This window comes from Mycolicibacter terrae, from assembly GCF_010727125.1.
GTDB lineage: Bacteria > Actinomycetota > Actinomycetes > Mycobacteriales > Mycobacteriaceae > Mycobacterium > Mycobacterium terrae.
On the sequence record NZ_AP022564.1, the window covers coordinates 2,194,772 to 2,219,481 of the forward strand.

The window sequence follows — 24,710 nt, forward strand, 5'->3', positions numbered from 1 at the left end:
GCGCTACCGTAGCGCCGCGGTGCCGTCCTCGTGCACGTCGACGGCGGCGCCGGCGATGTCCTCACGCACGCTGGATTCGGCGACGTCGGGGTCGCGGATCACCGCCAGGGTTCGGGCGCCCTCGGGGGTCCGGACCGCCACAAACACCTGCTGGGGACAGCCGTCGCGGTCGAACGGGGTGGTCCAGGACTCCACCGTGCCGGTGCCCTGCCATTGCGCGATCCCCTTCCGGGTGGCTTGGGCGTCGACCGCGGGTTGGACGTCCTCCCAGCGGAATCCGGCTCCGGGCGGCTCGGTGCCGTACACCCCGAAGCTGTGCTTGGTCAGGTAGCCGCCATTGGCGCTGATCAGGCCGCGTCGGCCCGGGTGGGCGACCAGCAGTTCGGCCAGGGTGGCGATCGAATGCATCACGTAGTTGTTCCACGGGCCGCCGGCGAAGGTCAGCCCGCCGGTCACCGTCAGCGGCCGGTCGGGGTCGTCGGTGGGCAGTCCGAGTTCGTTCGCGGCGACTTGGACCGCCGACGGGAAGCACGAGTACAGGTCCACATGATCGATTTCGCCGATCGCGCCCGCACCGGCCAGTTCCAGGGCGCGGGCCCCGGCGATCCGGATCGCCGGCGAGGTGTGCAGTTCGGCCCGTTCGGCGATCGCGTAGGTGTCGTGGGCGTCGGCGCCGGCCTGCGGAAAGACCCAGCGCTCCGACGGGATCCGCAGCTCGGTGGCGACCCGGACGGAGGTGAGCACCAGCGCAGCGGCCTGGTCGACCATATTGTTGGAGTTCAGCAATTTGGTGTAGGGCCAGCTGATCATCCTGTTCTTCGGCCCGGGCTGCCAGATCTCTTCGGCGCCAACGGGTTCGCGGATCCAGGCGTGTGGGTTGTCGACCGCGACCGCGTTGAACCGCGACCACAGCTCACCGATGCGCCGGCGGTGGCCGTCAACGGTCTCCCCCGCAGCGATGCGCAACGCCTGCTCGAACAACGGGTAGACGTACGCGGGCCGGTCCAAGCCGATGCCTTCCTCGGCCGGACCCGACAACGGCACGTCCTCGCCCTCGCATTCGGCCATCGGGACGGTGTCGTCCTGCCGGGTCCAGGCCAGCTTGCTCCCGGCGGCCCGCAGCCGGGTTCGGGTGCGCCACATCTCACCACCGGCCAGCAGCACCACCCCCGCCCGGCCGTTTTGGATGTCCAGGCAGGCCCGATTCACCAGCGCCTGCGGCACGTTGCCGCCCACCGGGGTGTAGCGGGTGGCCGGTCGGTCGGCACCGATCCGCTGGGCGAGCAGCGCGCCCGGATCGCGGTAGCGCGCCGAGAACAGGTTCACCACCCGGATCGAGTCGACGGCGCGCAGCACCTGGTCCTCGGCGGCACGGCGCGCCGCCGCCGCCATCAGATCGACGGGCTCGACGGGCTCGCTGTGGTCGGGATGGTTGATCTGGCCGTAGCCGATCAGCACCGGTGTCCGGGGGTCTACGGGCATGGGCGTAAGACTAATCAGCGGCTTTCATGCGGCGATCAACCGCAACGACTGATGCTGGGGCGACCGGCCTAGTAAGGGGCGGTGTGCGTCACACTGGCAGCCAATCGTCCCGCGATCCGGCTGGCCTCGTCACCGACGTCGTCGCCGCAGGCTTTGACGTCGACGACCCGGTCGGACACCGTGCGCAGCACCCGTTGGCACCCGTATCTGTCGTTGCCGTCGAGGCTGAAGGACTGGATGATCTCGGGACCGTCCCCGCCGACGTCGTTGACCTTCCAGGTGTAGGTGTCCGTTCCGAAGTAGACCACGCGCACGGTCTGCCCTGCGCAGACCTTCCAGGGGATCGCGGAAGCCCGGACGAACTCGAGGGCCCGGCCGGTGCGGGCCGGAAACACCGCCACGTCCTGGTCGACGAAGTGATTCGCGTCGACTCCGGCGCGCCCGATCCCGCCGCGGTCCTCGGCGACCCGCCAACTCACCTGATGTTCCCCGATATCCCGATAGGTCTGGTCCAACCCGGGGTAGAGCGCGCTCGCACACTCCGGTGGCGTCACCTCGATCACGCCCTTGGTGACCTTGGCCTGACGGACACCGCCTTCGACGGTCTTCATTCCGGAAACGCCCATGATGGTGTCCAGTTCACTGTCACCGAGCATCGCGATCTCGGCCTCTTCGTGCTGCGAGCGGGAGTGCGCTGCAACCACGACTACGCCGACCACCGCCAGGCAGGCGACGCTCGCGTATACCCACCTGTTGCGTAAGAATCGCGTTCGCCGCGGCGGAGCGACCGGGTGGGGAGTAGTCGCCTCGATGGCCCTCGGCCGGGCGCGTTCCCGGGAGGGTTGCGGGTCGGACCGCGAGGGGGGTACCGCGGTAGGTCGCGCAGGTGGCGACGGTGACCTCACTTCCGGCTGCGGAGCACGCAGGGGCACGGTGGTCAGGCCGCCGGTGGCGGTCGCGAGGTTGGTGTCCGTCGTGCTCAGCAATGCATCGACGTCACTTCGCGTGCGCCAGGTGACGTCTGGCCGGTCGCGCAACAGGTACAGCAACCGGACGATGTCGCGATGCGCAGTTGGGTCGCGGCAGTCCTCGTCGAGCTTGCTTCTCAATTCGGAGACCAGCCCGGCCTGCTCGTGGTGGCCGAGCTCCGGACTGGCGAGAACCGTGGCCAGCCGCATCAAGTAGGCGAACGGCACCTCCGGTTCCTCAGGCAGTGGCGACGGTAGCGGCGCGACCTGCGCTGTTCGCTTCTGCAGCGCCGCGATCAACCGAATATCGGTGTCGGGATCGGGGTTTCTGTAGTCGATGACCTGGGTGGCGGCAAGCGGGGTGACCCGTACGCTGTCCACCGGGCCGATCTGAAGGGGAAGGATCGGCCGGCGCAGCGCCTGGGCATAACGCAACTCGGCCCGGCAGGGTTTGGAAGCCAGCGAGTTATTCGACAAGGCGACGACGAAAACGCTGCACTCGCGAATCTTTTCGAGAATGGCCTGCCACCACGCCTCACCGCCGCCCAGCTCGTCGTCCAACCACACCCCCTGCCGGGTGCGTCGCAGTACGAACAACAGGCCTTCAATCGCAGACCTGTCTTGGCTGGCATGACTCACGAAGAGCATGATTCGCCTCCGGAAAGCTCGACGTGGGGTGCAGCATACCGAGTAAAATCCGTTCGGCAATACCAATAGGACAGATTGGTGAGCGCTATTCCGGAACAGTGCACAGACGGTCGTGCCCTCCGGCGAATGCGTTCGATAACCGAGCCTCGCCGCATCACGCTCTGGATGCTGTCCGCCGTCGCGGTCGTCATGATCGCGTGGCTGTGTGTACTGGCACGGTGGCCTCACGCCGCCGACGGGCTGCACCCCGGGTTGAGGTGGTTCGGCCAGCCCGGATCATGGCCCACGGTCGCCGTCACGGTCACCGTTCTCGTCGCGCTGTGCGCACTGCGTTTTCGCGCCCATGGCGACACTCGGTCGGGTAGCGTCCCGGGCGCGGTCGTGGCCGGTCTCGCCATCACCGCTGCTCTGCTGGGCATGAGCTCGTACTGGGACTGCCACGATGGCGCTAATCCGCGCTTCTTTCAGCCGCTGATCTGGACGGCGGTGCTGATCAAAGGCGGCATGACCGATCTTTCGATGAGCGAGCATGTCTGCCCCAGCGTCACCCCGGCCGCCCTGGTGGTGGCACGACTGGCGGCATTGGGGGCCATTTTCACCGGCCTCTCCGGTGTTGTGCTGGCGCTGTTCCGATCCCAGGTGGACCGCCTGCAGGCGAACCACGCCTCGTCCGTCACGGCGGTAATCGGCGTCGACGACGACTCCGGGGCGATGATCGGGGGTATCGCGCAGACGCTGGGGCGGCGGGAAACACTCGTCGTCCTCGTCGACGCCGCCGACCAACACGGGGCGGCGGTTGCCCGTTCGCACGGCGCCCGGGTGGTGTCGGTGGACCTCAACACACCCTCATCCCTGGAACCACTGCCGCTGTGGCGGCACCTCGAGCGGCTGTACCTGTTATCGGCGGACCCCTCGAACAACCGGCTGTGGCTGGACACGATCAGCCGAACGCTCGCCGGCACGCACGGCCAGAAGCAACGGCTGCCCCTGGTCGTTCGGGTCGACGATCCGTGGCAGGCCGAGGCATGGGGCGCCCAGCAATTCGGCGGAGCCGACTCACAATGGGCCGTGGACATCATCGGCAAATACGAGGTGACCGCGAGCTGGCTGCTGGACAACATCGTCGCAGACAAGACCATCCGTCGTGTATTTGTCTGTGGCACTTCGCAGTTGACACTGGCACTGTGTTCTGACCTCACCCGGCGGAAGTTGGAGCACGACTATTACTCTGCCCCGACCGAGACGGTGTTGCCGGCGTTCACCCTGGTCGGAGAGGACGCCGAGGAATACCTGCACGATCACGAATTCCACCGCGGTCAGATCGGACTCATTGCGGCCGGGCCGACCATCGACGTGGCACCCGACGCGCCAACCGTTCCGACGGTGTCGCGACTACTCGACCGAGGTGACGCGGCCACCAGCGCGGCCGTATTCGTCGACGATTGGATCCGTGGTCCCCGAGGCGCCGCGACGACCGGAAGCCGCCTGGCGGCTCGTTTCCCCACCACGCCGGTGTACAGCTGGGATCCCGAGAGCCGGGTCAGTGACAAGCCAGTGCCGATCGTCGGCAGACTGCGCACCTATCGTCTGATGCTGCAGATGCCCGACGGGCAGGCGCCAGATGCCTGGGAGCGGGCCGCCAGTCTCATCCACGGCCGCTACCTCGCCACGCTCGGCCCGCAGGATCAACCCCTGCCGTCGCGGTTGCCGTGGAACGAACTCGAGGAGTTCTATCGCGGCTCCAATCGGCGGCAGGTCCGCACCGCATTGCGGATGGTCGAGCAGGTCGCCGGTCACACCTGGGATACCTGGGGCAGTGCCCCTGCCCCACTGGCCAAGCACGACATGGCCGATCTACCGCCACTGGAACAGCTCGCCCAGTTGGGGTTCGACCCTGGCTCGGCGCTGGAGATGGCCCGCACCGAGCACCAGGACTGGTGCCAGTATTACCGCCGCAACGGTTGGCGATACGGGCCGGTCCGCGACGACAGACACCAAGTCCACGACAAGCTTGTCGACTGGTCCGTCATCGAATCCGACCCCCAACTGCTCGCCGGTGTGCTCCGCGGCGTCGCGAACACGCTGTGGAGTCTTCGCCAGCTCGGCTACCGGTCCCGTCCGGTGTGGCGACCATGCACCCGGGTCGGGACGGTCACCGCCGAACGACGGGACATGCCCTGGACCTGGACCTCCCCCTCCGGAGCGACGATGCAGGCCGGCGCCGGCGACTGGCTGGTCCAGGAGGGCGACGCGAGCTGGTCGGTGCGCGATGACATTTTCCGGTCCAGCTTCCGGCAGGTCGGTGGATCTCAATGGCAACGGTGTGGAACCGTCCTCGCCCGGCCGGCGCAGGCCGGGGAAACCATCGACACTCCGGAGGGCTCCACCGTCGCGGCCGACGGCGACTGGGTGATCAAGGGCGATCACGGCGATCAATGGCCGGTCCCCGCAGACGTGTTCGCGCGCCACTACGCCGAAACCCCGCCGGGCGGATGATGAACCGCAACGCCTGATCGGCGGGGTTATCCGAACAGCACACCGTCGGCGATCAACCGCTCGGTCGTCCCGTCGTCGAATCCGAGCACGGTGCGGCAGATCGCGCGGGTGTCCTGACCGGGCAGCGGCGCGGGCCGTTGCGCGGCCTGCGGGATGTTGCGAAACGGTGCGGGACCGGTCTCGGCGGGCAACGGGTGCTCGATCAGCGGGTGGGTCATCTCGGCGAACACCGTGCGGTGGGCCAGTTGCGGGTCTTCGGCGATGTCGGGCGGCCGGTTCATCGCAGCGGCCGCCACCCCGGCCGCCTGCAGCAGCTGCCCGACGTCAGCCGGGGTGCGCCGGCTGGTGTGCCGGCCGAGCTGCTCGACCAGCTCCGCGCGGTGCGCGGTGCGGGCTGCACCGGTGCCGAAACGCGGATCCGATGCAAGCCGCTGGTCCTCGAAAGCCGCTGCGACACAGCGCCAGTCGTCGTCGGTGTGGATCGAGATCACGCACCATTCGTCCTCGCCCGAGCACGGGCAGACCAGGTCCACCCCGGTGTCCGGTTGCACCGAAGCTCCCGCGGCCCGGGCGACGTAACAGGTGTCGAGCTGATTGACCGCGGCCTCGGCCTGCGAGACGTGGACGTGGACTCCGTTGCCGCTTCGCCGCGCGGCGATCAACGCGGCCAGCGCCCCGATCGCGGTGACGCGTGCGACCACGTGGTCGGGGAAGACGGTGGTCGCGTCGTAGAACGGATGCCGGCCCGGATCGGAGGTCTCATCGGGGTCGGTCCACAACGCGGTGACCCCGGTAGTGGCGCGCACCAGCGGGCCATAACCCATGCGGTTGCTCCACGGCCCGGACTCCCCGAACGCACTGCTCTCGGCGAGCACCACCCGTGGATTGACATCTCGCAGTTTCTCGTAGGAGAACCCCAGGGCGGCAAGTGTTCCGGGTTTGAAGTTGGCGAACACCGCATCGGCGTCGGCGACCAGGCGGCCGAAGATCTCCTTGCCGGCCGGGTTGCGCAGATCCAGGCCGAGCCCCAAGTTGTTGCGGTGCGTCCAGGCGAACGACTCGCTCATCGCCGATCCGGCGCGAGTCTGCCGCAGACCGTCGGGGTAGGCCGCGCTCTCCACCTTGATGATCTCAGCACCCAGGTCCCCGAAGAGCCGGCTGGCTTCGCCGCCGGCCACGATGACCCCCAGGTCGACGATCCGGACGCCTTCGAACGGCCGGGAACCGATCGCGCCGCCGGGTGTCGGCACGACCGATGTGCGGGCACGCCAGCCGGTGCTCGCGTCACCGGGGGTCGGTGCCGGCGTCCGGAAGCCGGCCCGGTGATCGTCGACCACGTAATAGCCGGTCGGGATCAGCGCGGTCAGCCCCGGGGCCAGTTCGGCTTCGGTCGCCGCCCCGGCCGCCGCGAAGTGCTCGCCGGCCAGCACCTGCGCCGGTTCGCCCACGGCGGCGATCGGCACTCCGCGGGCCTGCCCGGCCGCAACCAGCTCGGCCATGTCCTGGTCGGCGAACAGATTGCGGACCAACACGCTGATCTGCGGCCAGACCGCGAACCGCTCGCCGATCACGCCGAATTTGGGGTCGGCGTACTCGGCCGGCTCCCCCAGCCAGGTCCAGAGGCCGCGCCACTGGCGCGGCGACATCACACACAACCGGACGTAGCCGTCCCGGCAGGCATAGATCGGGTAGGCGTCCTGGTTTCGGGGCCGACCGCGCCAGCGGCTCGCCCCGCGACGGGCCGCAGCGACCTGACCCTGCGCACCGAATATCGGGTCGAGCACCGTGACCACCGCGTCGAAGCGCGAGAAATCAATGTAATCCCCTGTGCCACAACGCAACCTATTGTAATAGGCGACCAGTACCGCCCAGGCGGCCTGAACCGCCGCGGTCGCCGAGGCGATCCCCTCCGGCGGCAACACCGGCGTGCCGATAGTCGGCCCGGACCGTGACAGCGCACCCGAGAGGCCGTAGAGCACCGCATCGGTCGCCTGCCAGCGCGAACGGGGCCCACTTGTCCCGAAGTCGGTGACCGACATCGTCACCAGGTGGCCGAACCGGTCGGCCAGCTCCGCACACGAGGTCCCGAAAAGCGAGGTCCCGAAATCGGCGGTACGCCCCGGCCGGGCACTGTCGACCACGATGTCGGCGGTCGCCGCCAGGTCGTCGAACCGGCGGCGGTCCGCCTGGTCGCCCGGATCCAGCGTGACGCTGCGCTTGTTGGCGTTGTGCAGCGCGAACGCGATGCTCACCCCGCCCAGCAGCGGAGGGGCGGTGCGCGCCGGACTACCTCCGGGGGGCTCCACCTTGAGCACGTCGGCACCCAGGTCGGCGAGCAGCCTGGTGACCGCGTCGGCGTCACCACCGGCCAGATCAAGAACGCGAACAGATTCCAACAGCACCATGCCAGGGTATTGAATGGTTGCCGCGGGTCCGCGTCGACGCGGACAATCGCAGAGATGAGTGCAGAGACCGCGCCGCCGGCACCGCCGCCGCTCTCCGACGACGAACTGGCACGCATCGACGCCTATTGGCGTGCCGCGAACTATCTGTCGGTGGGCCAGATCTATCTGCTGGACAACCCGCTGCTCACCGAGCCGCTGCGGCCCGAGCACGTCAAGCCGCGGCTACTCGGACACTGGGGCACCACACCGGGGCTGAATCTGCTTTACGCCCATCTGAACAGGATCATCCGTGACCGGGACGCCGACGTCATCTTCGTCACCGGCCCCGGCCACGGCGGCCCGGCCCTCGTCGCCAACGCCTACCTGGAAGGCACCTACAGTCAGGTCTACACCGGCATCGGGGAGAACGCCGAGGGGCTGCGAAAACTGTTCCGGCAGTTCTCTTTCCCCGGTGGGATTCCCAGCCACGTCGCCGCCGAGACGCCGGGCTCCATCCATGAGGGCGGTGAGCTCGGCTACGCGCTGGTACACGCGTTCGGCGCGGCGTTCGACAACCCGGAGCTGGTGGTGGCCTGTGTCATCGGCGACGGCGAGGCCGAGACCGGGCCGCTGGCGGCCAGCTGGCACTCGAACAAATTCCTCAACCCCGCCGTGGACGGCGCGGTACTGCCCATCCTGCATCTCAACGGCTACAAGATCGCCAATCCGACCGTCCTGGCCCGGATCCCCCAATCGGAGTTGGAGGCGCTGCTGCGCGGCTACGGGTACCGGCCGATCACCGTCTCCGGTGACGACCCGGCCGTCGTGCACCGGTTGCTCGCGGCCGCGCTCGACGACGCGTTCGACGACATCGCCGAGATCCGCCGAACCGCGCGCACCGACGACGCGACCTCACGGCCGGTGTGGCCGATGATCGTGCTGCGCACCCCGAAGGGCTGGACGGGGCCGGCAGAAGTGGACGGCCAGCAGGTGGAGGGCACCTGGCGCGCCCATCAGGTGCCGCTCGCGCAGACCCGCACCGATCCCGAGCACCGCAGGCAACTGGAGGAATGGCTGCGCAGCTACCGCCCGGTGGAACTGTTCGACGAATCCGGCCGACTGCGGCCGGAGCTGGCGGCACTGGCGCCGCGCGGGAATCGCCGGATGAGCGCCAACCCCCATGCCAACGGCGGGCTGTTGCTGCGCGACCTCGACCTGCCCGACTTTCGTGACTACGCCGTGCCGGTGAGCAGCCCCGGCACCGAAGTTCACGAGGCCACCCGGGTGCTGGGGGCCTTCCTGCGCGACGTCATCGATCGCAACCGCGACCGGTTCCGGTTGTTGGGCCCCGACGAAACGGCCTCGAACCGCCTCTCGGCGGTGTTCGAGACGACCGACCGGGTCTGGTTGTCGGCGACCGAGCCCGGCGATGATCACGTCGCCCCCGACGGGCGGGTACTGGAGGTGCTCTCCGAACACCTGTGCCAGGGCTGGCTGGAGGGCTATCTGCTGACCGGCCGGCACGGGCTGTTCAACTGCTACGAGGCGTTCGTGCACATCGTCGACTCGATGTTCAACCAGCACGCCAAGTGGCTGGCCGTGAGCCGGGAGCTGCCGTGGCGCCGGCCGATCGCCTCGCTGAACTATCTGCTGACCTCCCACGTCTGGCGCCAGGACCACAACGGGGCGTCGCACCAGGACCCGGGATTCATCGATCTGGTGGCCAACAAGCGCCCCGAGGTGGTGCGGGTCTACCTGCCACCGGACGGCAACACCTTGCTGTCGGTGGCCGATCACTGCCTGCGCAGCCGCAATTACGTCAACGTGATCGTCGCCGGAAAGCAGCCGGCACTGGCCTACCTGGACATGCCCGCAGCGGTGGCGCACTGCACCCGCGGCCTGGGCATCTGGGACTGGGCCGGCACCGCCACCGGCGAACCGGACGTGGTGCTGGCCTGCGCCGGCGACATCCCGACCCTCGAGACATTGGCTGCCGCCGACATTCTTCGCCGGGAGTTGCCCGAACTGGCCGTGCGGGTGGTCAACGTGGTCGACATCATGCGGCTGCAGCCCGCGACCGAGCATCCACACGGCTTGCCCGACAACGAGTTCGATGCTCTGTTCACCCGCGACAAGCCGGTGATCTTCGCCTATCACGGCTACGCCTGGCTGATCCACCGGCTGGCCTATCGGCGGACGAACCACGATCAGATGCACGTGCGCGGCTACCGGGAGCGCGGCACCACCACGACACCGTTCGACATGGTGATGCTCAACGACCTGGATCGGTTCCACCTGGTGATGGACGTCATCGATCGGGTGCCGGGACTGGGTGAGCGCAGCGCGGTGCTGCGCCAGCAGATGGCCGATGCCCGACTCGCCGCCCGGCTCTACACCCGCGAGCACGGCGAGGATGACCCCCGGATCACCGACTGGACGTGGCGAACGGGCATGGCCGACGCCGACGGCGAGATAAGGTGACGGCCATGACTGCTCACCCGTCACCGGTCCGGATGTCCCGTAAGGCGACAGTGCTGTTGTTCGGCGCGCTCATCGCCTCTGCGACCGTTGCCGGTGTCACCCCGGCCGGCGCGACGCCGGACCTCACCTTGGTGCCGGTCCGCTACGACCTGACCGGAACCGGCGTCGCCGGCTACATCACCTACCAGACCCAGAACGGTCAGTCACACGCCACCAACGCCCCGTTGCCCTGGTCGATCGAGCTGACCGGCCGGATGACCAACATGGCCACGCCGGCCTCGTATTCGGTGAGCGCCCAGAGCGCCGGCCCCGGCACGCTGAGCTGCACGGTCAGCGTCAAGGGGAAGGTCGTCAGCCAGCAGACCGCAACCGGGGACCCAGCGCGGGTGCTGTGCACGACCCACGGGCCCCGCTGAGCCTCGTGCCCCCCGGCGCACGCCGACGCGACTGCGTCGGTGCCTGAGCGCGGGTAGTATCCGCACCAATGCCTTGCCACGATTTCGCGGCGCCCGGGGGGCGGCATCCATTGGTGTCACAACTCTCGGCGCTGCACCAATTTCGCGCCTTCGTCGACGTCGCCGTCGTCGTGGTGGTCTTGGCGCTGGCCAACCTGGTCGCACATTTCACCACCCCCTGGGCGGCGGTCGCCACGGTCCCCGCCACCGCCGTCGGCCTGGTGGCCCTGGTCCGCTGCAACGGCCTGAGCTGGGCCGAGCTCGGTCTGGGCCGCGCACATTGGAAGTCCGGGGTCGGTTATGCCCTGGCCGCGGTCCTGGTCGTGGTGTCAGTGGTCGCCGCCGGCGCCCTGTTGCCCTGGACCCGGCCGATGTTCTTGAACAACCACTACGCGACCGTCTCGGGCGCCCTGGTGGCGTCGATGCTCGTCATTCCGCTGCAGACCGTCATCCCCGAGGAGCTGGCGTTCCGCGGCGCGCTGCACGGCGCGCTGCACCGGGCCTGGGGTTTCCGCGGTGTGGCCGCGGCCGGCTCGCTGCTGTTCGGGCTGTGGCATGTCGCCACCTCGCTCGGGCTGACCAGCAGCAACGTCGGCTTCACCCGGCTTTTCGGGGGTGGCTTTCTCGGCATGTTGGCCGGGGTGACGCTGGCGGTGCTGGCCACCGGGGCAGCCGGTTTCGTCTTCAGCTGGCTGCGCCGGCGCAGCGGCAGTCTCATCGCTCCGATCGCGCTGCACTGGTCGCTCAACGGGGTGGGCGCACTGGCCGCCGCCCTGGTGTGGCAGCTGTCCGCCTGACCGGCGGTTCAGCGAGGCTCGACGAAGGAGAGCCGAAGCTGGAACCGCCGCATCACCCCGGCGGTTCAGCGAGGCTCGACGAAGGAGAGCCGAAGCTGGAACCGCCGCATCAACCCCCGCGGTTCAGCGAGGCTCGACGAAGGAGAGCCGAAGCTGGAACCGCCGCATCAACCCCGCGGTTCACACCAACAGCACCGCCGCGCCTGCGATCCGGCCCGCCTCCAGATCCGCCAGCGCCCGGTCCGCCTCACCCAGCGAATACTCCGGTGTGGTCACGTTGATGTGGTGTGCCGCAGCGAAGTCGAGGAATTCGCGGGCATCGGCGCGGGTGTTCGACGTCACCGACCGGATCTGGCGTTCACGGAACAGGTGGCGCTGGTAGTTCAACGGCGGGATATCGCTGAGGTGGATCCCGGCGATCGCGCAGGTGCCGCCGGCGTCCAGCGCCTCGCAGGCCGGTAACACCAGCTCGCCGACCGGCGCGAACAGGATCGCGGAGTCCAGGGGAACCGGCGGCGGGTCGGTCGCCCCCTGCGCCGAGGCCGCGCCCAGCTCCAGCGCCAACTCCCTGGCCCGCTGGCCGCGGGTCATCACGTGCACTTCGGCGCCGCGGGCCAGTGCGACCTGTGCGGTGATGTGCGCGCTGCCGCCGAATCCGTAGAGTCCGAGCCGGCCGCCGGGGGGCAGCTCGGCGCGCATCAGCGAGCGGTAGCCGATGATGCCCGCACACAGCAGCGGCGCCAATTCGCTGTCGCTGTAGCCGCCGGGCAGGTGATGGGCGAATCCCGCGGGGACGGTGGCGAATTCGGCGTACCCGCCGTCGTGGTCCCAGCCGGTGTAGCGCGACTGCGGACACAGGTTCTCATCGCCTCGGGTGCAGTATCGGCAGCTACCACAGGTGTGCCGCAGCCAGGCTATTCCGACCCGGTCCCCCACGACGAAGTCGTCGCCGGCTTCGGCGCCGACCTCGACGACCTCGCCGACCACCTCGTGACCGGGTGTCACCCCGCGGCGGTGAACCGGTAGGTCACCTTCGACGACGTGCAGATCGGTGCGGCACACCCCGCAGGCGCGTACCGCCACCAGCAGCTCCGACGGGGCCGGTCGGGGTATGGGGGTGCTGACTCGGCGCAGCGGCGCATCGGCGACGGGCCCGGGCCGCTGCACCCTCCAGGCACTCATGGTCATGCCGGAATCCTGGGTGCCCATGACGCCATTCTGCGCGCAGCACCAGCGGTCGGCTCAGCGTTTACGCACCAGCCCGACCAGCCACAGCAGCAGGATCGACCCCAGGGTCGCGGTGAACAGGGTGAACCACCAGCCGCCGGATGCGGTGTCGAACGCGAAGCTCAACAGAAATCCGCCGAGCAAAGCACCGCATATCCCGGTGACGATGTTCACCAGGATCCCGGACGCACCACCGTTGACGACTTTGCCGGCGATCCACCCGGCGATCGCACCGATGATGATGTACCCGATCCAGCCGACACTGGTCAGCGTGGTCGAACGTTCGGCGAGGAAAGCCGTCGCCGCCAACACATCCCATTGTGCAGTCATGGCGCCAGATTAGCTGGTCGGGCACCCCCGCGGCGGCGACTGCGACCAGTCGATGATCACGGCGCCGGAGCAACCGGTGCGGGCTCCTGACCCGGCGCGGGCGCCGGTGCCGGCATTTGGCCGGGGGCCCCGGGGACCGGGCCCGGCACCGGCTCGGCCGGGGCGGCCGACAGCGGGCGGATCGATTCCGTCAGCGCACTGGCCGCGCCCCGGTCCACCGGGTTGTTGGCGGTACCCAGCCACACCACGAACCAGCGCTCGGCCTGGGCGGCGTTGGCACCGTCTGCCGGGGGAACGCCGATCACGCCGCTCCAGATCTGACCGACCGGTTTGGCGGGGTCGGTGAACTTGACCTCGTAGTAGGACGCGCTGCCGGTCAGGCCGCCTCCGGTCAGCGCGGTGCTCTCCTGGTTGGCCCGGGTCCCGGGATAGGGCATGAAGAACTCGCCCATGTCCGACCCGAGGCGGGTGGCCGCCTTGGCGTTGTCGGTCTCGGCGCTGGCGTAGAGCCGCTGGTCCAGCTTGCCCAGCACGATCCGGGTGTCGTTGGCCACCGGCGCCGGCTGTCCGGGCAGCATGGGCTCGCCGGTCTTCTTGCTCAGCAGCGAAGACCCGTATTCGAGGTGGCTGGTGTCGGACTGCACCCAGCCGGCCGGCAGGACATAGCTGAAGCCACCGATCGGATCGTCGACCCGACCCATCTCGGGTGCGCCCGGCTCAGCGACCGGCGCGGGCGCGTTCGAGTCGCCCGGTGGCGGCGTGTTGGCGTCGGCCGGTGGGGGGGCGTCCGCCGGCGGAGTGTCGGCGGCCCCCGACGGCGCGGGAGTAGGCGGCGGCACCGGGTCGGCGTAGGCCGGCGACGCCACGGCGAACGCCAGCGCACCGGCGATCGCGACGGCCCACGTCGTCGCGGCCGCCGCACGGATGCCCCTGGGGGCCGTTGAGGTCACGTCCACCTGCTTCATGGCAGAAAAACCTACCGCGTCCGGCCCGGTACGCAAGTTAATCCACGCCAGGGTGTGTCGCGCGCAGTGTCACTTCCTGCGCTTTGACACCGAACCACACGACCTCCCCAGGTGCCAGCCGCAGCTCGGCAGCGGCGTCGGCGGTGATGTCGGCGGCCAGTCCGGGAGTCCCGTCCGGCTGGTCGACGCCCCGGACCTGGATCGCGCTGCCACGGGACTGCAGATCGGCCACCGTCACCTCGATGAGATTGCGCGGACTGCCGAGCGGCGGCGGCTCCCGATACACCGCGACCGCCTGCGGGGTGCTGACCGCGACGGCCGGCCGGCCGGCGGCCAGGCCGTCCCCGGCGGTCCCGTGCCACCGATCCCCCCACTCGGTGCGCAGCATCCCGTCGCTGTCGATCACCCCGGCAACCAGATTGAATCCGGCGATCCGCGCCCCAAATCGACTGCGGGGCGCGGCAAGTACCTCAGCGGTACCGCCGATCTCGGCGACCCGGCCCGACTCGAGCACCAGTACCCGATCGGCCAGCCCGAACACGTCGAGGAGGTCGTGGGTGACCAGCACCGTGGTGCGGCGCGCGGTGGTGATGACGTCACGCAGCACGGTGCGCACCGCGGCCGCGGCGGCCACGTCGAGCCCGGCCAGCGGCTCGTCGAGCAGGAGCACGTCGGGTTCAGCGGCCAGCGCACGGGCGATCGCGACCCGTTGCGCCTGTCCGCCGGAGAGCCGACGCGGCTTGCGGTCGGCCAGGTCCGCTGCGCCGACCGCCCGCAGCCAGGGGGCCGCCGCCGCGCGGTTGCGCCGTCGACGGCCGAAACGGCGGCGGCTGTGCGGGCCGAACGCCACGTTGGCGGCCACACTCAGGTGCGGAAACAGCAGCGGATCCTGCAGCAGCAGGCCCACCCGACGGTCCTGGGTGGCGACGTGCACGCCGGCCCCGGTGTCCGTCAGCACCCGATCGCCGAGTTGCACCATCCCCGCGTCGGGCCGCAGCAACCCGGCGATCACATGCAGCACAGTGGATTTCCCGGCACCGTTGGGTCCGAGGACCGCCAACACCTCACCCGCCGCAACGCTCACTTGCACATCCAGACCGCGCTCGGCCACCACCGCGTGCAGCGTCAGCCCGTTCGCCACGGCGGTCACCAGACCCCGGCCAGCCGGCGAGCACCCAACCCCAGCACCACCACCGCGGCCACCGCCACCAACAGCAGCGACATCGCCGCCGCGGCGTCGGCGTCGGTCACCCGCTGCAGGTAGATGGCCAGCGGCAGCGTCCGGGTGACCCCCTCGCGGGAGCCGGCGAACGTCAGAGTCGCCCCGAACTCTCCCAGCGATCGCGCGAAGGCCAACACCGCCCCGGAGATCAGGCCCGGCATCAGCAGGGGCAGCGTCACCCGCCACCACACGGTGCTCGGCCGGGCCCCCAGGGTGGCTGCCACCACCTCGTAGTCGGCGCCGGCGGTCCGGGCCGCGCCCTCCAGCGCGATCACCAGGAACGGCAACGACACGAAGGTCTGCGCCAGCACCACGGCGGTGGTGGTGAATGCGATGTGGATCCCGGCCGCGTCCAGGTAGCGTCCCAGCAGGCCGAGCCGCCCGAACGCGTACAGCAGCGCGATGCCGCCCACCACCGGCGGCAGCACCAGCGGCAACAGCGCCAGGGGCCGCAGCAGCCGCACCACCCGAGCCCGGCTGCGCGCCAGCACCAGCGCCATCGGCACACCCAGCACGACGCAGAGCGCGGTACTGGCCGCGGCGGTCTTGAGGCTGAGCAGCAGCGCGGTCATCGACGACGGGCTGGTGATCAGCGTCCAGAAATGCGGCCAGTCGACCTTGGCCGCGATCGCCACGAGGGGTAGCACCACGAAGGCGGCACCGATCGCGGCGGGTACGTAGACCCAGCTCGGCAGGTCGTTGGGCCGGTGCACCAGTTCAGGGCTTGCCGAAGCCGGCCGCGTGCAGAATCTTCTGCCCCGCCGAACCGGTCACCAGATCGAGGAATTGTCGAGCCGGCCCGGGGTGCGCAGTGTCCTTGAGCACCCCTACCGGGTAGGTGTTGATCGCCCCCGCAGCCTCGGGGAACTCGACGGTGGCCACCTTGTCGCCGGCGTTGATCGCGTCGGTGCGGTAGACGACGCCGGCGTCGGCCTGGCCGGTGGTGACCTTGTTGAGCACGTCGGTGACGTCGGGTTCCTCGCTGACCGCGTTCACCCGGACCCCGGTGGCGTCCTCGACGTTGCGGGTCGCCGCTCCGCACGGGACCGGCGGCTGGCAGACCACCACGGCCAGGCCGGATCCGGCCAGATCGGCGAAGGACCGCACCCCGTGCGGGTTGCCGGGCGCGGTGACGATCACCAGCGTGTTGGTGGCGAACGGCACCGCCTCGCCGTCCAGCAGGCCGGCCCGGGCGACCTTGTCCATCTGGGCGGTGTTGGCCGAGGCGAACACGTCGGCGCCCGCGCCCTGGGTCAGCTGGGTGGCCAGATCCGAGGAGCCGGCGAAGTTGAACTCCACGCCCACGCCGGGATGATCGGTCGTGAAGCGCTCGGCGATCTCGGTGAACGCCGGCCGCAGTGAGGCCGCCGCGAACACCGTGATCGACTCCGTGGCGGATCCTGAGCTACAGCCGGTCAGGCCCGTCAGTCCCGCCGCCATGACCACTACCGCGCCGGAGGCCACCCGGGTTCGCCACATGGCTGGCAGCCTAGCGGCGCCGGCGTCCGGTGTCCGGGTGAGCGGCGCTTATTCCGGACCGTGGCCGGATCGTGTCTGCGTCGAGTTCCGCCCCTCGCCCGAAAACCGGCTACCGTCCAGTAACATAGCTGCGAACACGAGGAGGTCCTACCGATGGATGTGCTGGTCACCGGTGGTGACACCGAGCTGGGTCGCGTGATTGCCGAAGGTTACAGCGAAGCCGGCCACAAGGTGACGCTCGCCGGCCTGCGAGGTCCCGAACTCGAGGTCGCCGCCAAGGAACTCGATGCCAACGCGGTGGTCTGCGACAACACCGATCCGGCCAGCCTGCTGCAGGCCCGCAGCCTGTTCCCCCACCACCTGGACACCATCGTCAACGTCCCCGCTCCACGCTGGCAGGGCGGTGACCCGCGCGCCTACTCGCTGGCCGATCAGGCCGCCGCCTGGCGCAACGCGCTGGACGCCACGGTGCTCTCGGCGGTTCTGACGGTCGCGACCCTCGGCGATCACCTGCGCTCCGGCGGCTCGATCGTCTCGGTGATGCCGGACAATCCGCCCGAAGGCGGCGCCGACGCGGCGGTCAAAGCCGCTCTGGCGAATTGGACCGCCGGACAGGCCACCGCATTCGGCACCCGCGGAATCACCGTCAACGTCGTCGCCGCCGGCGCCGGCACCCGCCCGGGCTACGACGGGCTCACCAGTGCCCCGCCCTCCGCGGCCGCCGAGATCGCCCGCCTGGCGGTGTTCTTGACCACCCCGGCCGCCCGCCACATCACCGGCCAAACGCTGCACGTCAGCCACGGCGCGCTGGCCCATTTCGGCTGATCATCGGCCCGAGTGGTTAATCCCACAACCAACGAATGCGGTCAGCGCGAAGCCGGTCGACTAGCGTATTTGTGAACGCAGTCGCCGTCGAGGAGCAACCGGATTCCCATGAGTGCCCAGCCTGAAGTCACTGCGCCGCAGAGCCGACGCCACCAGGTCGTCATCATCGGCTCCGGATTCGGCGGGTTGACCGCGGCCAAGAAACTCAAGCGGGCCGACGTCGACATCAAGTTGATCGCCCGCACCACCCACCACCTGTTCCAGCCGCTGCTGTACCAGGTGGCAACCGGGATCCTCTCCGAAGGGGAGATCGCGCCCTCGACCCGCGTGGTGCTGCGCAAGCAGCGCAACGCCCAGGTGTTGCTCGGCGACGTCACCCACATCGACCTGGCCGGCAAGTTCGTCACCTCCGAGGTGCTGGGCCACACCTACGACACCCCGTTCGACAGCCTGATCATCGCGGCCGGCGCCGGGCAGTCCTACTTCGGCAACGACCAGTTCGCCGAGTTCGCGCCGGGCATGAAGACCATCGACGACGCCCTGGAGTTGCGGGGCCGAATCTTGAGCGCCTTCGAGCAGGCCGAACGGTCCAGAGACGCCGCCCGGCGGGAGAAGCTGCTGACCTTCACCGTGGTCGGCGCGGGCCCCACCGGAGTCGAAATGGCCGGGCAGATCGCCGAATTGGCCAACTACACGCTCAAGGGCGCGTTCCGCAACATCGACTCGACCAAAGCGCGGGTGATCCTGCTCGACGCCGCTCCGGCCGTGCTGCCGCCGATGGGCGAGAAGCTGGGCCGAAAGGCCGCCGAACGGCTGCAGAAGATGGGTGTGGAGATCCAGCTCGGCGCCATGGTCACCGATGTCGACCGCAACGGACTGACCGTCAAGGACTCCGACGGCACCATCCGGCGGATCGAATCCCAGTGCAAGGTGTGGTCCGCCGGTGTGTCGGCCAGCCCGCTGGGCCACGACCTCGCCGAGCAGTCCGGGGTCGAGCTGGACCGCGCCGGGCGGGTCAAGGTGCTGCCCGACCTGTCGGTGCCGGGCCACCCGAACGTCTTCGTCGTCGGCGACATGGCCGCCGTCGACAACGTCCCCGGCATGGCACAGGGCGCCATCCAGGGCGCCAAGCACGCCGCCAACACCATCAAGGCCGAGCTCGGCGGCGCCGACCCGGCCGACCGGGAACCCTTCCAGTACCTGGACAAGGGCTCGATGGCCACCGTCTCGAGGTTCTCGGCGGTCACCAAGATCGGGCCGCTGGAGTTCAGCGGTTTCCTGGCCTGGCTGGCCTGGCTGGGGCTGCACCTGATCTACCTGGTCGGGTTCAAGAACAAGATCAGCACGCTGTTGTCGTGGAACGTGACGTTCCTGAGCACCCGCCGGGGCCAGCTCACCATCACCGAGCAGCAGGCGTTCGCCCGAACCCGCCTGGAACAGCTCGAAGTACTGGCGGCAGAGGCGCAGCGCGGCGCTGAACGCGCGGTCAGTTAGCCGCGGCGGTCGCAATCGCGGCGGAGCCGAGCGAAGCGGGCCGGCGCCATCGGCTCCGTCGACTCAGGCGGGCAGGTTCTGCAACCGGACCTGGCCCCGGGCGACGACCCGCTGCCCGGAATCGGTGATGTTCACCAGCCACAGTTGTTGGCGACGGCCGCGATGGATCGGGGTGGCCGCGGCGAACACCGTTCCCGAGGAGACCGCCCGCAGGAAGTCGGTGTTGTTGTTGACCCCGACCACGGTTCCGCCGGCTTGGCCGCCGTCGGAGTTGAGCCAGGCGTGCGCTGAGACGCTTGCCACACTCTCGACGATGGAGCAGTACACCCCGCCGTGCACGATGCCCGCGGGCTGGCACAGCTTGGGCTGCAACTCCAGCTCGGCGGTGGCGCCATCGGGGCCGACAGCGGTGAAGACCAGGCCGATTTCGCCGTCGAAGGGCGCGAAGTGGGAGGGCGGGGAGCCGCTGGCAGACATGTCATGGTTTTACACGACGGCTTCGGGCCCGCCCGCGCAGCCCAGCAGACGCACAGCCGCTCATACGACAGCCGGTAGTAATTAAGGGTAGGCTTGCTCCGTTGCCCAGGGAGTTGATTACCAGATGGCGAAACAGACCCACCTAGGGGATTTGGAACGAGCGGTGATGGACCACCTGTGGTCCGCGCCGGAGGCTCAGACCGTGCGTCAGGTCCACGAAGCGCTGTCCGCGCAGCGAGACCTGGCCTACACCACCGTGATGACCGTCCTACAACGGCTGGCCAAGAAGAACCTGGTCTCCCAGATCCGCGATGACCGCGCGCACCGCTACACACCGGTCCGGGGCCGTGATGAGCTGGTCGCCGGGCTGATGGTCGAAGCGCTCGATCAGGCCGCCGACTTCGGCGACCGCCGGGCCGCGCTGGTGCACTTCGTCGAACGCGTCGGCGTGGACGAGGCCGCGGCTCTGCGCCGTGCGCTCGACGAGTTGGAAGCCAAGCACCACGTCGGCCTGCCCGCTGGCGGCCGGCCCACGTCCTGAGGGAGACTGGCAGCGTGTCCGCGCTGGCCTTCACCATCCTCGCGCTATTGCTCGTGGGGCCGGTGCCCGCCCTCCTGGCACGCGCCGATTGGCCGTTGCGCGCCCCGCGGGCCGCGGTGGTGCTCTGGCAGGCCATCGCGATAGCCGCGGTGCTGTCGGCCTTCAGCGCCGGTGTCGCCACCGCGAGTCGTCTGCTGATGCCCGGGCCGGACGGCCGGCCCACGGCGACGATCCTCGGCTCCATCAACCGACTGGGCTGGCCGTTGTGGATCTTCTACACGGTGGTTTCCGCGTTGACGCTGCTGGTCGGCCTGCGCCTCACGGTGACGGTGCTTCAGGTCGCGATCGGCACCCGGCAGCGCCGGGCACGCCACCGCATGCTGGTCGACCTCCTCGGCGTCTCCGACACCGCTCCGGCAGCACGCACCAGCGGGCTGCGGATTCTGCAGGTGATGCAGCCGCTGGCCTACTGCCTGCCCGGGGTGCGCAGCCGGGTGGTGCTCAGCTCGGGGACGCTGCACGCGCTCAGCGACACCGAATTGGCCGCCCTGCTCTGCCATGAGCGAGCCCACCTGCGCGCCCGCCACGACCTGGTGCTGGAGGCGTTCACCGCGGTGCACACCGCGTTTCCGCGGTTCGTGCGCAGCGCCAGCGCCTTGGACGCAGTGCGTTTGCTGGTGGAACTGCTGGCCGACGACGCCGCCGTTCGGGTGGCCGGCGCCCCTCCCCTGGCCCGCGCCCTGGTGACCTGCGCCTCGGCTACCACCCCCGCCGGCGCGCTGGCTGCCGGCGGCCCGAACACGGTGCTGCGGGTGCAGCGACTGTCGGGTCGGGGCAACAGTCGCACGCTGGCTGCTGCCGCCTACTCCGCCGCAGCCGGGGTGCTCGCGGTGCCGACGATCGCACTCGCGGTACCGTGGCTGACCGAACTGCACCGACTTATCGCGGGATAACCACGCCGCCGGCATGCGGCGCTTGATCACCTACCACCGAAAGGCGAATGTATGAGCGCGTCGGAAACTGTCGGCACCGCCCAGATCGGGGTGACCGGTCTGGCCGTCATGGGATCCAACATCGCGCGCAACTTCGCCCGACACGGCTACACCGTGGCACTGCACAACCGGTCGGTCGCCAAGACCGATGCCCTGCTGAGCGCATACGGCTCCGAGGGGAAATTCGTACGCAGCGAGACGATCCCGGAATTCCTTGCCGCGTGCGAGAAGCCGCGCCGGGTGCTGATCATGGTCAAGGCCGGCGAGCCCACCGACGCGGTCATCAATGAACTCGCCGACGCGATGGAGCCCGGCGACATCATCATCGACGGCGGCAACGCGCTCTACACCGACACCATTCGCCGGGAGAAGGCGATGGCTGCTCGCGGTCTGCACTTCGTCGGCGCCGGGATCTCCGGCGGTGAGGAGGGTGCCCTCAACGGGCCCTCGATCATGCCGGGCGGCCCGAAGGAGTCCTACAAGTCGCTGGGCCCGCTGCTGGAGGAGATCTCCGCCCACGTCGACGGGGTGCCGTGCTGCACCCACATCGGGCCGGACGGCGCGGGCCATTTCGTGAAGATGGTGCACAACGGCATCGAGTACTCCGACATGCAGCTGATCGGCGAGGCCTACCAGTTGCTGCGCGACGGCCTGGCGCTCTCCGCGCCGCAGATCGCCGATGTGTTCACCGAGTGGAACGCCGGCGAGCTGGACAGCTACCTGGTCGAGATCACCGCCGAGGTGCTGCGCCAGGTCGACGCCAAGACCGGCAAGCCGCTGGTCGACCTCATCGTCGACGAGGCCGAGCAGAAGGGCACTGGGCGCTGGACGGTGAAATCCGCACTGGACCTTGGGGTTCCGGTGACCGGAATCGCCGAGGCGGTGTTCGCCCGGGCGCTGTCGGGATCGGTTCCCCAGCGTCGCGCCGCGGCGGGCCTAGCCTCCGGCGAGCTCGGCGAACGCCCGGCGGATGCGGCCCGGTTCACCGAGGACGTCCGCCAGGCGCTGTACGCCTCGAAGATCGTCGCCTACGCCCAGGGTTTCAACCAGATCCAGGCCGGCAGCGCCGAATACGGCTGGAACGTCACCCCCGGGGATCTGGCCACGATCTGGCGTGGCGGGTGCATCATCCGGGCGAAGTTCCTCAACCGCATCAAGGAGGCGTTCGACGCCGATGCCGACCTGGTGAGTCTGCTCGCTGCCCCGTATTTCCGCAGTGCGGTGGAGGCCGCCATCGACTGCTGGCGGCGGGTGGTGGTGACGGCGACGCAGCTGGGCATCCCGGTTCCGGGCTTCTCCTCGGCGCTGTCGTACTACGACGGCCTGCGCACCGAGCGACTGCCGGCCGCCCTGACCCAGGCCCAACGCGACTTCTTCGGGGCGCACACCTACGGCCGGGTGGACGCCGAGGGCAAGTTCCACACGCTGTGGAGCGGGGACCGCAGCGAAGTGCCGGCCTAAGCCAGCAGCCTCAGCACGGCGTCGGTGTAGGCCTGCGGATCCTCGATCTGCGGGTAGTGCCCGAGTCCGGGAAGTTCAATGACGTCGGCGGCCGGGCGCAGCTCGCGGAGGCCGTCGAGCACATTGGTGGTGGCGACCGGGTCACCCAGGCCCCACACGAACCCCAGCGGCTTGGGCCAGTCGCGCACCGCGCCGTGCCAGCGTTGCGCGTAGCGCACCCGTTCGTCGAGGTAGGCCGTGAGCAGGTGCAGGATTCGGTGGCCGTCGTTGTGGGACAGCAACTCCCACTGGGCGGCGGCCTCCTCCGAAGACAGCGGGTGCTGTGCCGAGAACAGCCGGCCGAAGCCGCGGGTGAAGCCGCGCCGGTTGGACACCCGAGCGGCGAGCGCACCGAAGCGGCTGCGCAGCACTTTTTGACTGGGCCGCAGGCTGGCCCGGTCCAGGATGACGCTGCCGTTGGACAGCACGGCGCGTTGCAGGTCGAAGCCCAGCGTGCCGGCGATGTCGCGGGCCAACAACTCGGTGGTCACCGAGGTGCCCATGTCGTGGGCGGCCAGCACCACCGGGCCGGTGACGGTCGAGGCCACCACCTGCTGCACCAGGTCGGCTTGCTCGAACAGGCTGTAGCGGTGCGGGTTCGGCTTGTCCGACAGCCCGAACCCGAGGAAGTCCATCGTCAGCCAGGGCCGGCCCGCCAGCCGTGCGACGACTCCGCGGAAATCGTAGGAGGAAGACGGAAAGCCGTGCAGCAGCAGGACTGTCGGCCCCTCACCGGCGGCTGATCGTACGAACACCCGCCCCGCGCCGGTGGGCACGAAGGAACCGCCGTCCTGCCATTCGCGCACGCTGGGCGACATGCTCGAAAGGGCCATGGCTCAGATTAACGCCAGCAGATCGTCCAGCGCGGACCCGGCACCGGCTGCGTCACCGAGATTCGCCAGCGCGTCGGTGAAGTCGGTGAAGACGGCCTGCGGGAATCCGAACACCGCCGAGGCCACGTCCTGCAGTCCGGTCTGCAGCGCGGTGTCGATGCCGGCCGGATCACCGTCGAGCAGCGCCTGGTAGAGGTTCCACACCGCGACCTGCGGGGCCATGATCACCTCACGCAGGTCCATCAGCAGCGACGTCAGCAGTCCCGGATCGGCCGGGACGGCGATCCCGTCCCAGTTGACCAGTGTCCAGCCGTCGGTCGGGTTGCCCGCGATCTGCACGACGCCGGTGTTGGGCAACAGCGGCGACCCGTCGTCGTTGGCGAACATGGTCTGCAGGGTCAGCGGCAGCAGCAGGGAGATGTCGGGGTTTTTGACGTTGAGGGCCACCCAGGCGGCGATGTCGGCCTCGTTGTTGAACGCCACCACGGTGACGTCCCCGTTGTCGCTCTCGACGGGGTTGGCCATGGCGGAGCTGTACATCGCATCGACGGCGTCGGTGAACTTCTGGTTCATCACCACCCCGTTGGGGTCCTCGACCGAGCCCGGGATGGGAACCAGCACCAACCCGAACAGTGTCCACAGCATCGGCGTGAACTGGTACAGGAAACCCGACAGGCTGGCGATCGGCTGGCCGGCGTAGATGCCACTGTCGATCTCGTTGAGCCCGGGCAGGATCTGGGTCGCCATATGTTCCAGCGCAGCGAACGGCGCGGCGGTGTCGATGTCCCGGATGGCCTGCCCGGAGAAGATCCCCGCGACGTGGTCGCCGAGCTCGGCGTGCAGCCGGTCGGCCACGTCCTGCGCCTGCTGCACGCCGAGATCACTGAGCGGCGGACCCGGGTGGTCCGGGGAGGGGGTGATGACGTCGTTAAACGGCGGCATTCGCTGCCCGTGCCGGACGACGTCGATGACGATGTCCTGGGTTTCGCTGCCTGTCAGCGTCAGGCCGGCCGCGGACATGGCCGGGCCGGCGGGCTGCGCCGGGATTCCGATGACGCCGGCGCCGGCCAGCGCGATGCCGGCCGCGAGTGCGTGTACCTGCATGACTACCTCC

The 24,710-nt window shown here is 69.5% G+C and carries 21 protein-coding genes; 9 read left to right on the top strand and 12 right to left on the bottom strand.

All coding sequences use genetic code 11. The annotated features are described in order from the left end of the window. Nucleotides 1–3: 3 nt before the first annotated feature. Together G6N23_RS10645 and G6N23_RS10650 are read right to left on the bottom strand one after the other, a co-directional pair. The gene (locus G6N23_RS10645; protein ID WP_085259426.1) at nt 4–1,482 is read right to left on the bottom strand and encodes an acetyl-CoA acetyltransferase; all 1,479 of its coding nucleotides are present in this window, start codon (nt 1,480–1,482) and stop codon (nt 4–6) included. A 68-nt stretch (nt 1,483–1,550) separates the two neighbouring features. After that, nucleotides 1,551–3,089: a sensor domain-containing protein gene (locus G6N23_RS10650; protein WP_162291751.1), complete on the bottom strand. Its 1,539-nt coding sequence runs from the start codon at nt 3,087–3,089 to the stop codon at nt 1,551–1,553. A gap of 135 nt (nt 3,090–3,224) precedes the next feature. Between G6N23_RS10650 and G6N23_RS10655 the strand changes: the two genes are divergently transcribed. Further along, nucleotides 3,225–5,594 (top strand): hypothetical protein, encoded by a 2,370-nt coding sequence (locus G6N23_RS10655; protein ID WP_085259428.1) that lies wholly within the window; start codon nt 3,225–3,227, stop codon nt 5,592–5,594. Between the two features lie 26 nt (nt 5,595–5,620). On the opposite strand, the gene G6N23_RS10660 is transcribed toward G6N23_RS10655, so the two are convergent. Then, complete coding sequence (locus G6N23_RS10660; RefSeq protein ID WP_085259429.1) at nt 5,621–7,999, bottom strand: CaiB/BaiF CoA-transferase family protein; 2,379 nt, start codon at nt 7,997–7,999, stop codon at nt 5,621–5,623. A gap of 54 nt (nt 8,000–8,053) precedes the next feature. Here G6N23_RS10660 and G6N23_RS10665 point away from each other — a divergent pair, with 54 nt between their 5' ends. The 3 genes from G6N23_RS10665 to G6N23_RS10675 all read left to right on the top strand — a co-directional run bounded on the left by G6N23_RS10665 (nt 8,054) and on the right by G6N23_RS10675 (nt 11,711). Beyond that, nucleotides 8,054–10,459, top strand: a complete 2,406-nt coding sequence (locus G6N23_RS10665; RefSeq protein WP_085259430.1) for a phosphoketolase family protein — start codon at nt 8,054–8,056, stop codon at nt 10,457–10,459. 5 nt (nt 10,460–10,464) lie between these two features. Further along, complete coding sequence (locus G6N23_RS10670) at nt 10,465–10,875, top strand: MmpS family transport accessory protein (RefSeq protein ID WP_234808483.1); 411 nt, start codon at nt 10,465–10,467, stop codon at nt 10,873–10,875. A gap of 68 nt (nt 10,876–10,943) precedes the next feature. Beyond that, the gene (locus G6N23_RS10675) at nt 10,944–11,711 is read left to right on the top strand and encodes a CPBP family intramembrane glutamic endopeptidase (protein WP_085259432.1); all 768 of its coding nucleotides are present in this window, start codon (nt 10,944–10,946) and stop codon (nt 11,709–11,711) included. 180 nt (nt 11,712–11,891) lie between these two features. On the opposite strand, the gene G6N23_RS10680 is transcribed toward G6N23_RS10675, so the two are convergent. Genes G6N23_RS10680 through modA form a run of 6 tightly spaced genes read right to left on the bottom strand, consistent with a single transcriptional unit; the run spans nt 11,892 to nt 16,934 of the window. After that, nucleotides 11,892–12,920 (bottom strand): zinc-binding alcohol dehydrogenase family protein, encoded by a 1,029-nt coding sequence (locus G6N23_RS10680; RefSeq protein ID WP_085259433.1) that lies wholly within the window; start codon nt 12,918–12,920, stop codon nt 11,892–11,894. Between the two features lie 33 nt (nt 12,921–12,953). Beyond that, on the bottom strand, nt 12,954–13,268 hold the full coding sequence (locus G6N23_RS10685) for a GlsB/YeaQ/YmgE family stress response membrane protein (protein ID WP_085259434.1): 315 nt from the start codon (nt 13,266–13,268) through the stop codon (nt 12,954–12,956). A 56-nt stretch (nt 13,269–13,324) separates the two neighbouring features. Beyond that, on the bottom strand, nt 13,325–14,233 hold the full coding sequence (locus tag G6N23_RS10690) for an APA family fibronectin-binding glycoprotein (RefSeq protein ID WP_085259435.1): 909 nt from the start codon (nt 14,231–14,233) through the stop codon (nt 13,325–13,327). 37 nt (nt 14,234–14,270) lie between these two features. Continuing rightward, nucleotides 14,271–15,374 (bottom strand): sulfate/molybdate ABC transporter ATP-binding protein, encoded by a 1,104-nt coding sequence (locus G6N23_RS10695; protein ID WP_085259499.1) that lies wholly within the window; start codon nt 15,372–15,374, stop codon nt 14,271–14,273. A 5-nt stretch (nt 15,375–15,379) separates the two neighbouring features. Then, on the bottom strand, nt 15,380–16,168 hold the full coding sequence (locus tag G6N23_RS10700) for an ABC transporter permease (protein ID WP_085259436.1): 789 nt from the start codon (nt 16,166–16,168) through the stop codon (nt 15,380–15,382). Nucleotides 16,169–16,172: 4 nt separating this feature from the next. Further along, nucleotides 16,173–16,934, bottom strand: coding sequence for a molybdate ABC transporter substrate-binding protein (gene modA / locus G6N23_RS10705; protein WP_085259437.1), 762 nt, complete (start codon nt 16,932–16,934; stop codon nt 16,173–16,175). 153 nt (nt 16,935–17,087) lie between these two features. Here modA and G6N23_RS10710 point away from each other — a divergent pair, with 153 nt between their 5' ends. Together G6N23_RS10710 and G6N23_RS10715 are read left to right on the top strand one after the other, a co-directional pair. Beyond that, on the top strand, nt 17,088–17,759 hold the full coding sequence (locus G6N23_RS10710; RefSeq protein WP_085259438.1) for an SDR family oxidoreductase: 672 nt from the start codon (nt 17,088–17,090) through the stop codon (nt 17,757–17,759). 108 nt (nt 17,760–17,867) lie between these two features. After that, nucleotides 17,868–19,253: a type II NADH:quinone oxidoreductase Ndh gene (locus G6N23_RS10715; RefSeq protein ID WP_085259439.1), complete on the top strand. Its 1,386-nt coding sequence runs from the start codon at nt 17,868–17,870 to the stop codon at nt 19,251–19,253. 63 nt (nt 19,254–19,316) lie between these two features. Here G6N23_RS10715 and G6N23_RS10720 read toward each other — a convergent pair whose 3' ends face one another. Then, nucleotides 19,317–19,730, bottom strand: coding sequence for a PaaI family thioesterase (locus tag G6N23_RS10720; RefSeq protein ID WP_085259440.1), 414 nt, complete (start codon nt 19,728–19,730; stop codon nt 19,317–19,319). 124 nt (nt 19,731–19,854) lie between these two features. On the opposite strand from G6N23_RS10720, the gene G6N23_RS10725 reads away from it, so the two are divergent. From G6N23_RS10725 to gndA, 3 genes are read left to right on the top strand one after another with little or no spacing between them, the layout of a single operon-like run. Further along, nucleotides 19,855–20,271 carry a BlaI/MecI/CopY family transcriptional regulator gene (locus tag G6N23_RS10725; protein WP_085259441.1) on the top strand — a complete coding sequence of 139 codons (417 nt, stop codon included), beginning with the start codon at nt 19,855–19,857 and terminating at the stop codon, nt 20,269–20,271. A 14-nt stretch (nt 20,272–20,285) separates the two neighbouring features. Continuing rightward, entirely contained in the window at nt 20,286–21,224 is a 939-nt protein-coding gene (locus tag G6N23_RS10730) for a M56 family metallopeptidase (protein WP_085259442.1), read from the top strand. A 51-nt stretch (nt 21,225–21,275) separates the two neighbouring features. Then, the gene (gene gndA, locus G6N23_RS10735; RefSeq protein WP_085259443.1) at nt 21,276–22,724 is read left to right on the top strand and encodes an NADP-dependent phosphogluconate dehydrogenase; all 1,449 of its coding nucleotides are present in this window, start codon (nt 21,276–21,278) and stop codon (nt 22,722–22,724) included. Here the strand turns inward: gndA and G6N23_RS10740 are convergent. Then, nucleotides 22,721–23,596 (bottom strand): alpha/beta fold hydrolase, encoded by an 876-nt coding sequence (locus G6N23_RS10740; RefSeq protein ID WP_234808484.1) that lies wholly within the window; start codon nt 23,594–23,596, stop codon nt 22,721–22,723. The genes gndA and G6N23_RS10740 overlap by 4 nt on opposite strands. 3 nt (nt 23,597–23,599) lie before the next feature. After that, a complete protein-coding gene (locus G6N23_RS10745) occupies nt 23,600–24,700 on the bottom strand; it encodes a histidine phosphatase family protein (protein WP_085259444.1) in 1,101 nt (366 codons plus the stop codon). Nucleotides 24,701–24,710 lie beyond the last annotated feature (10 nt).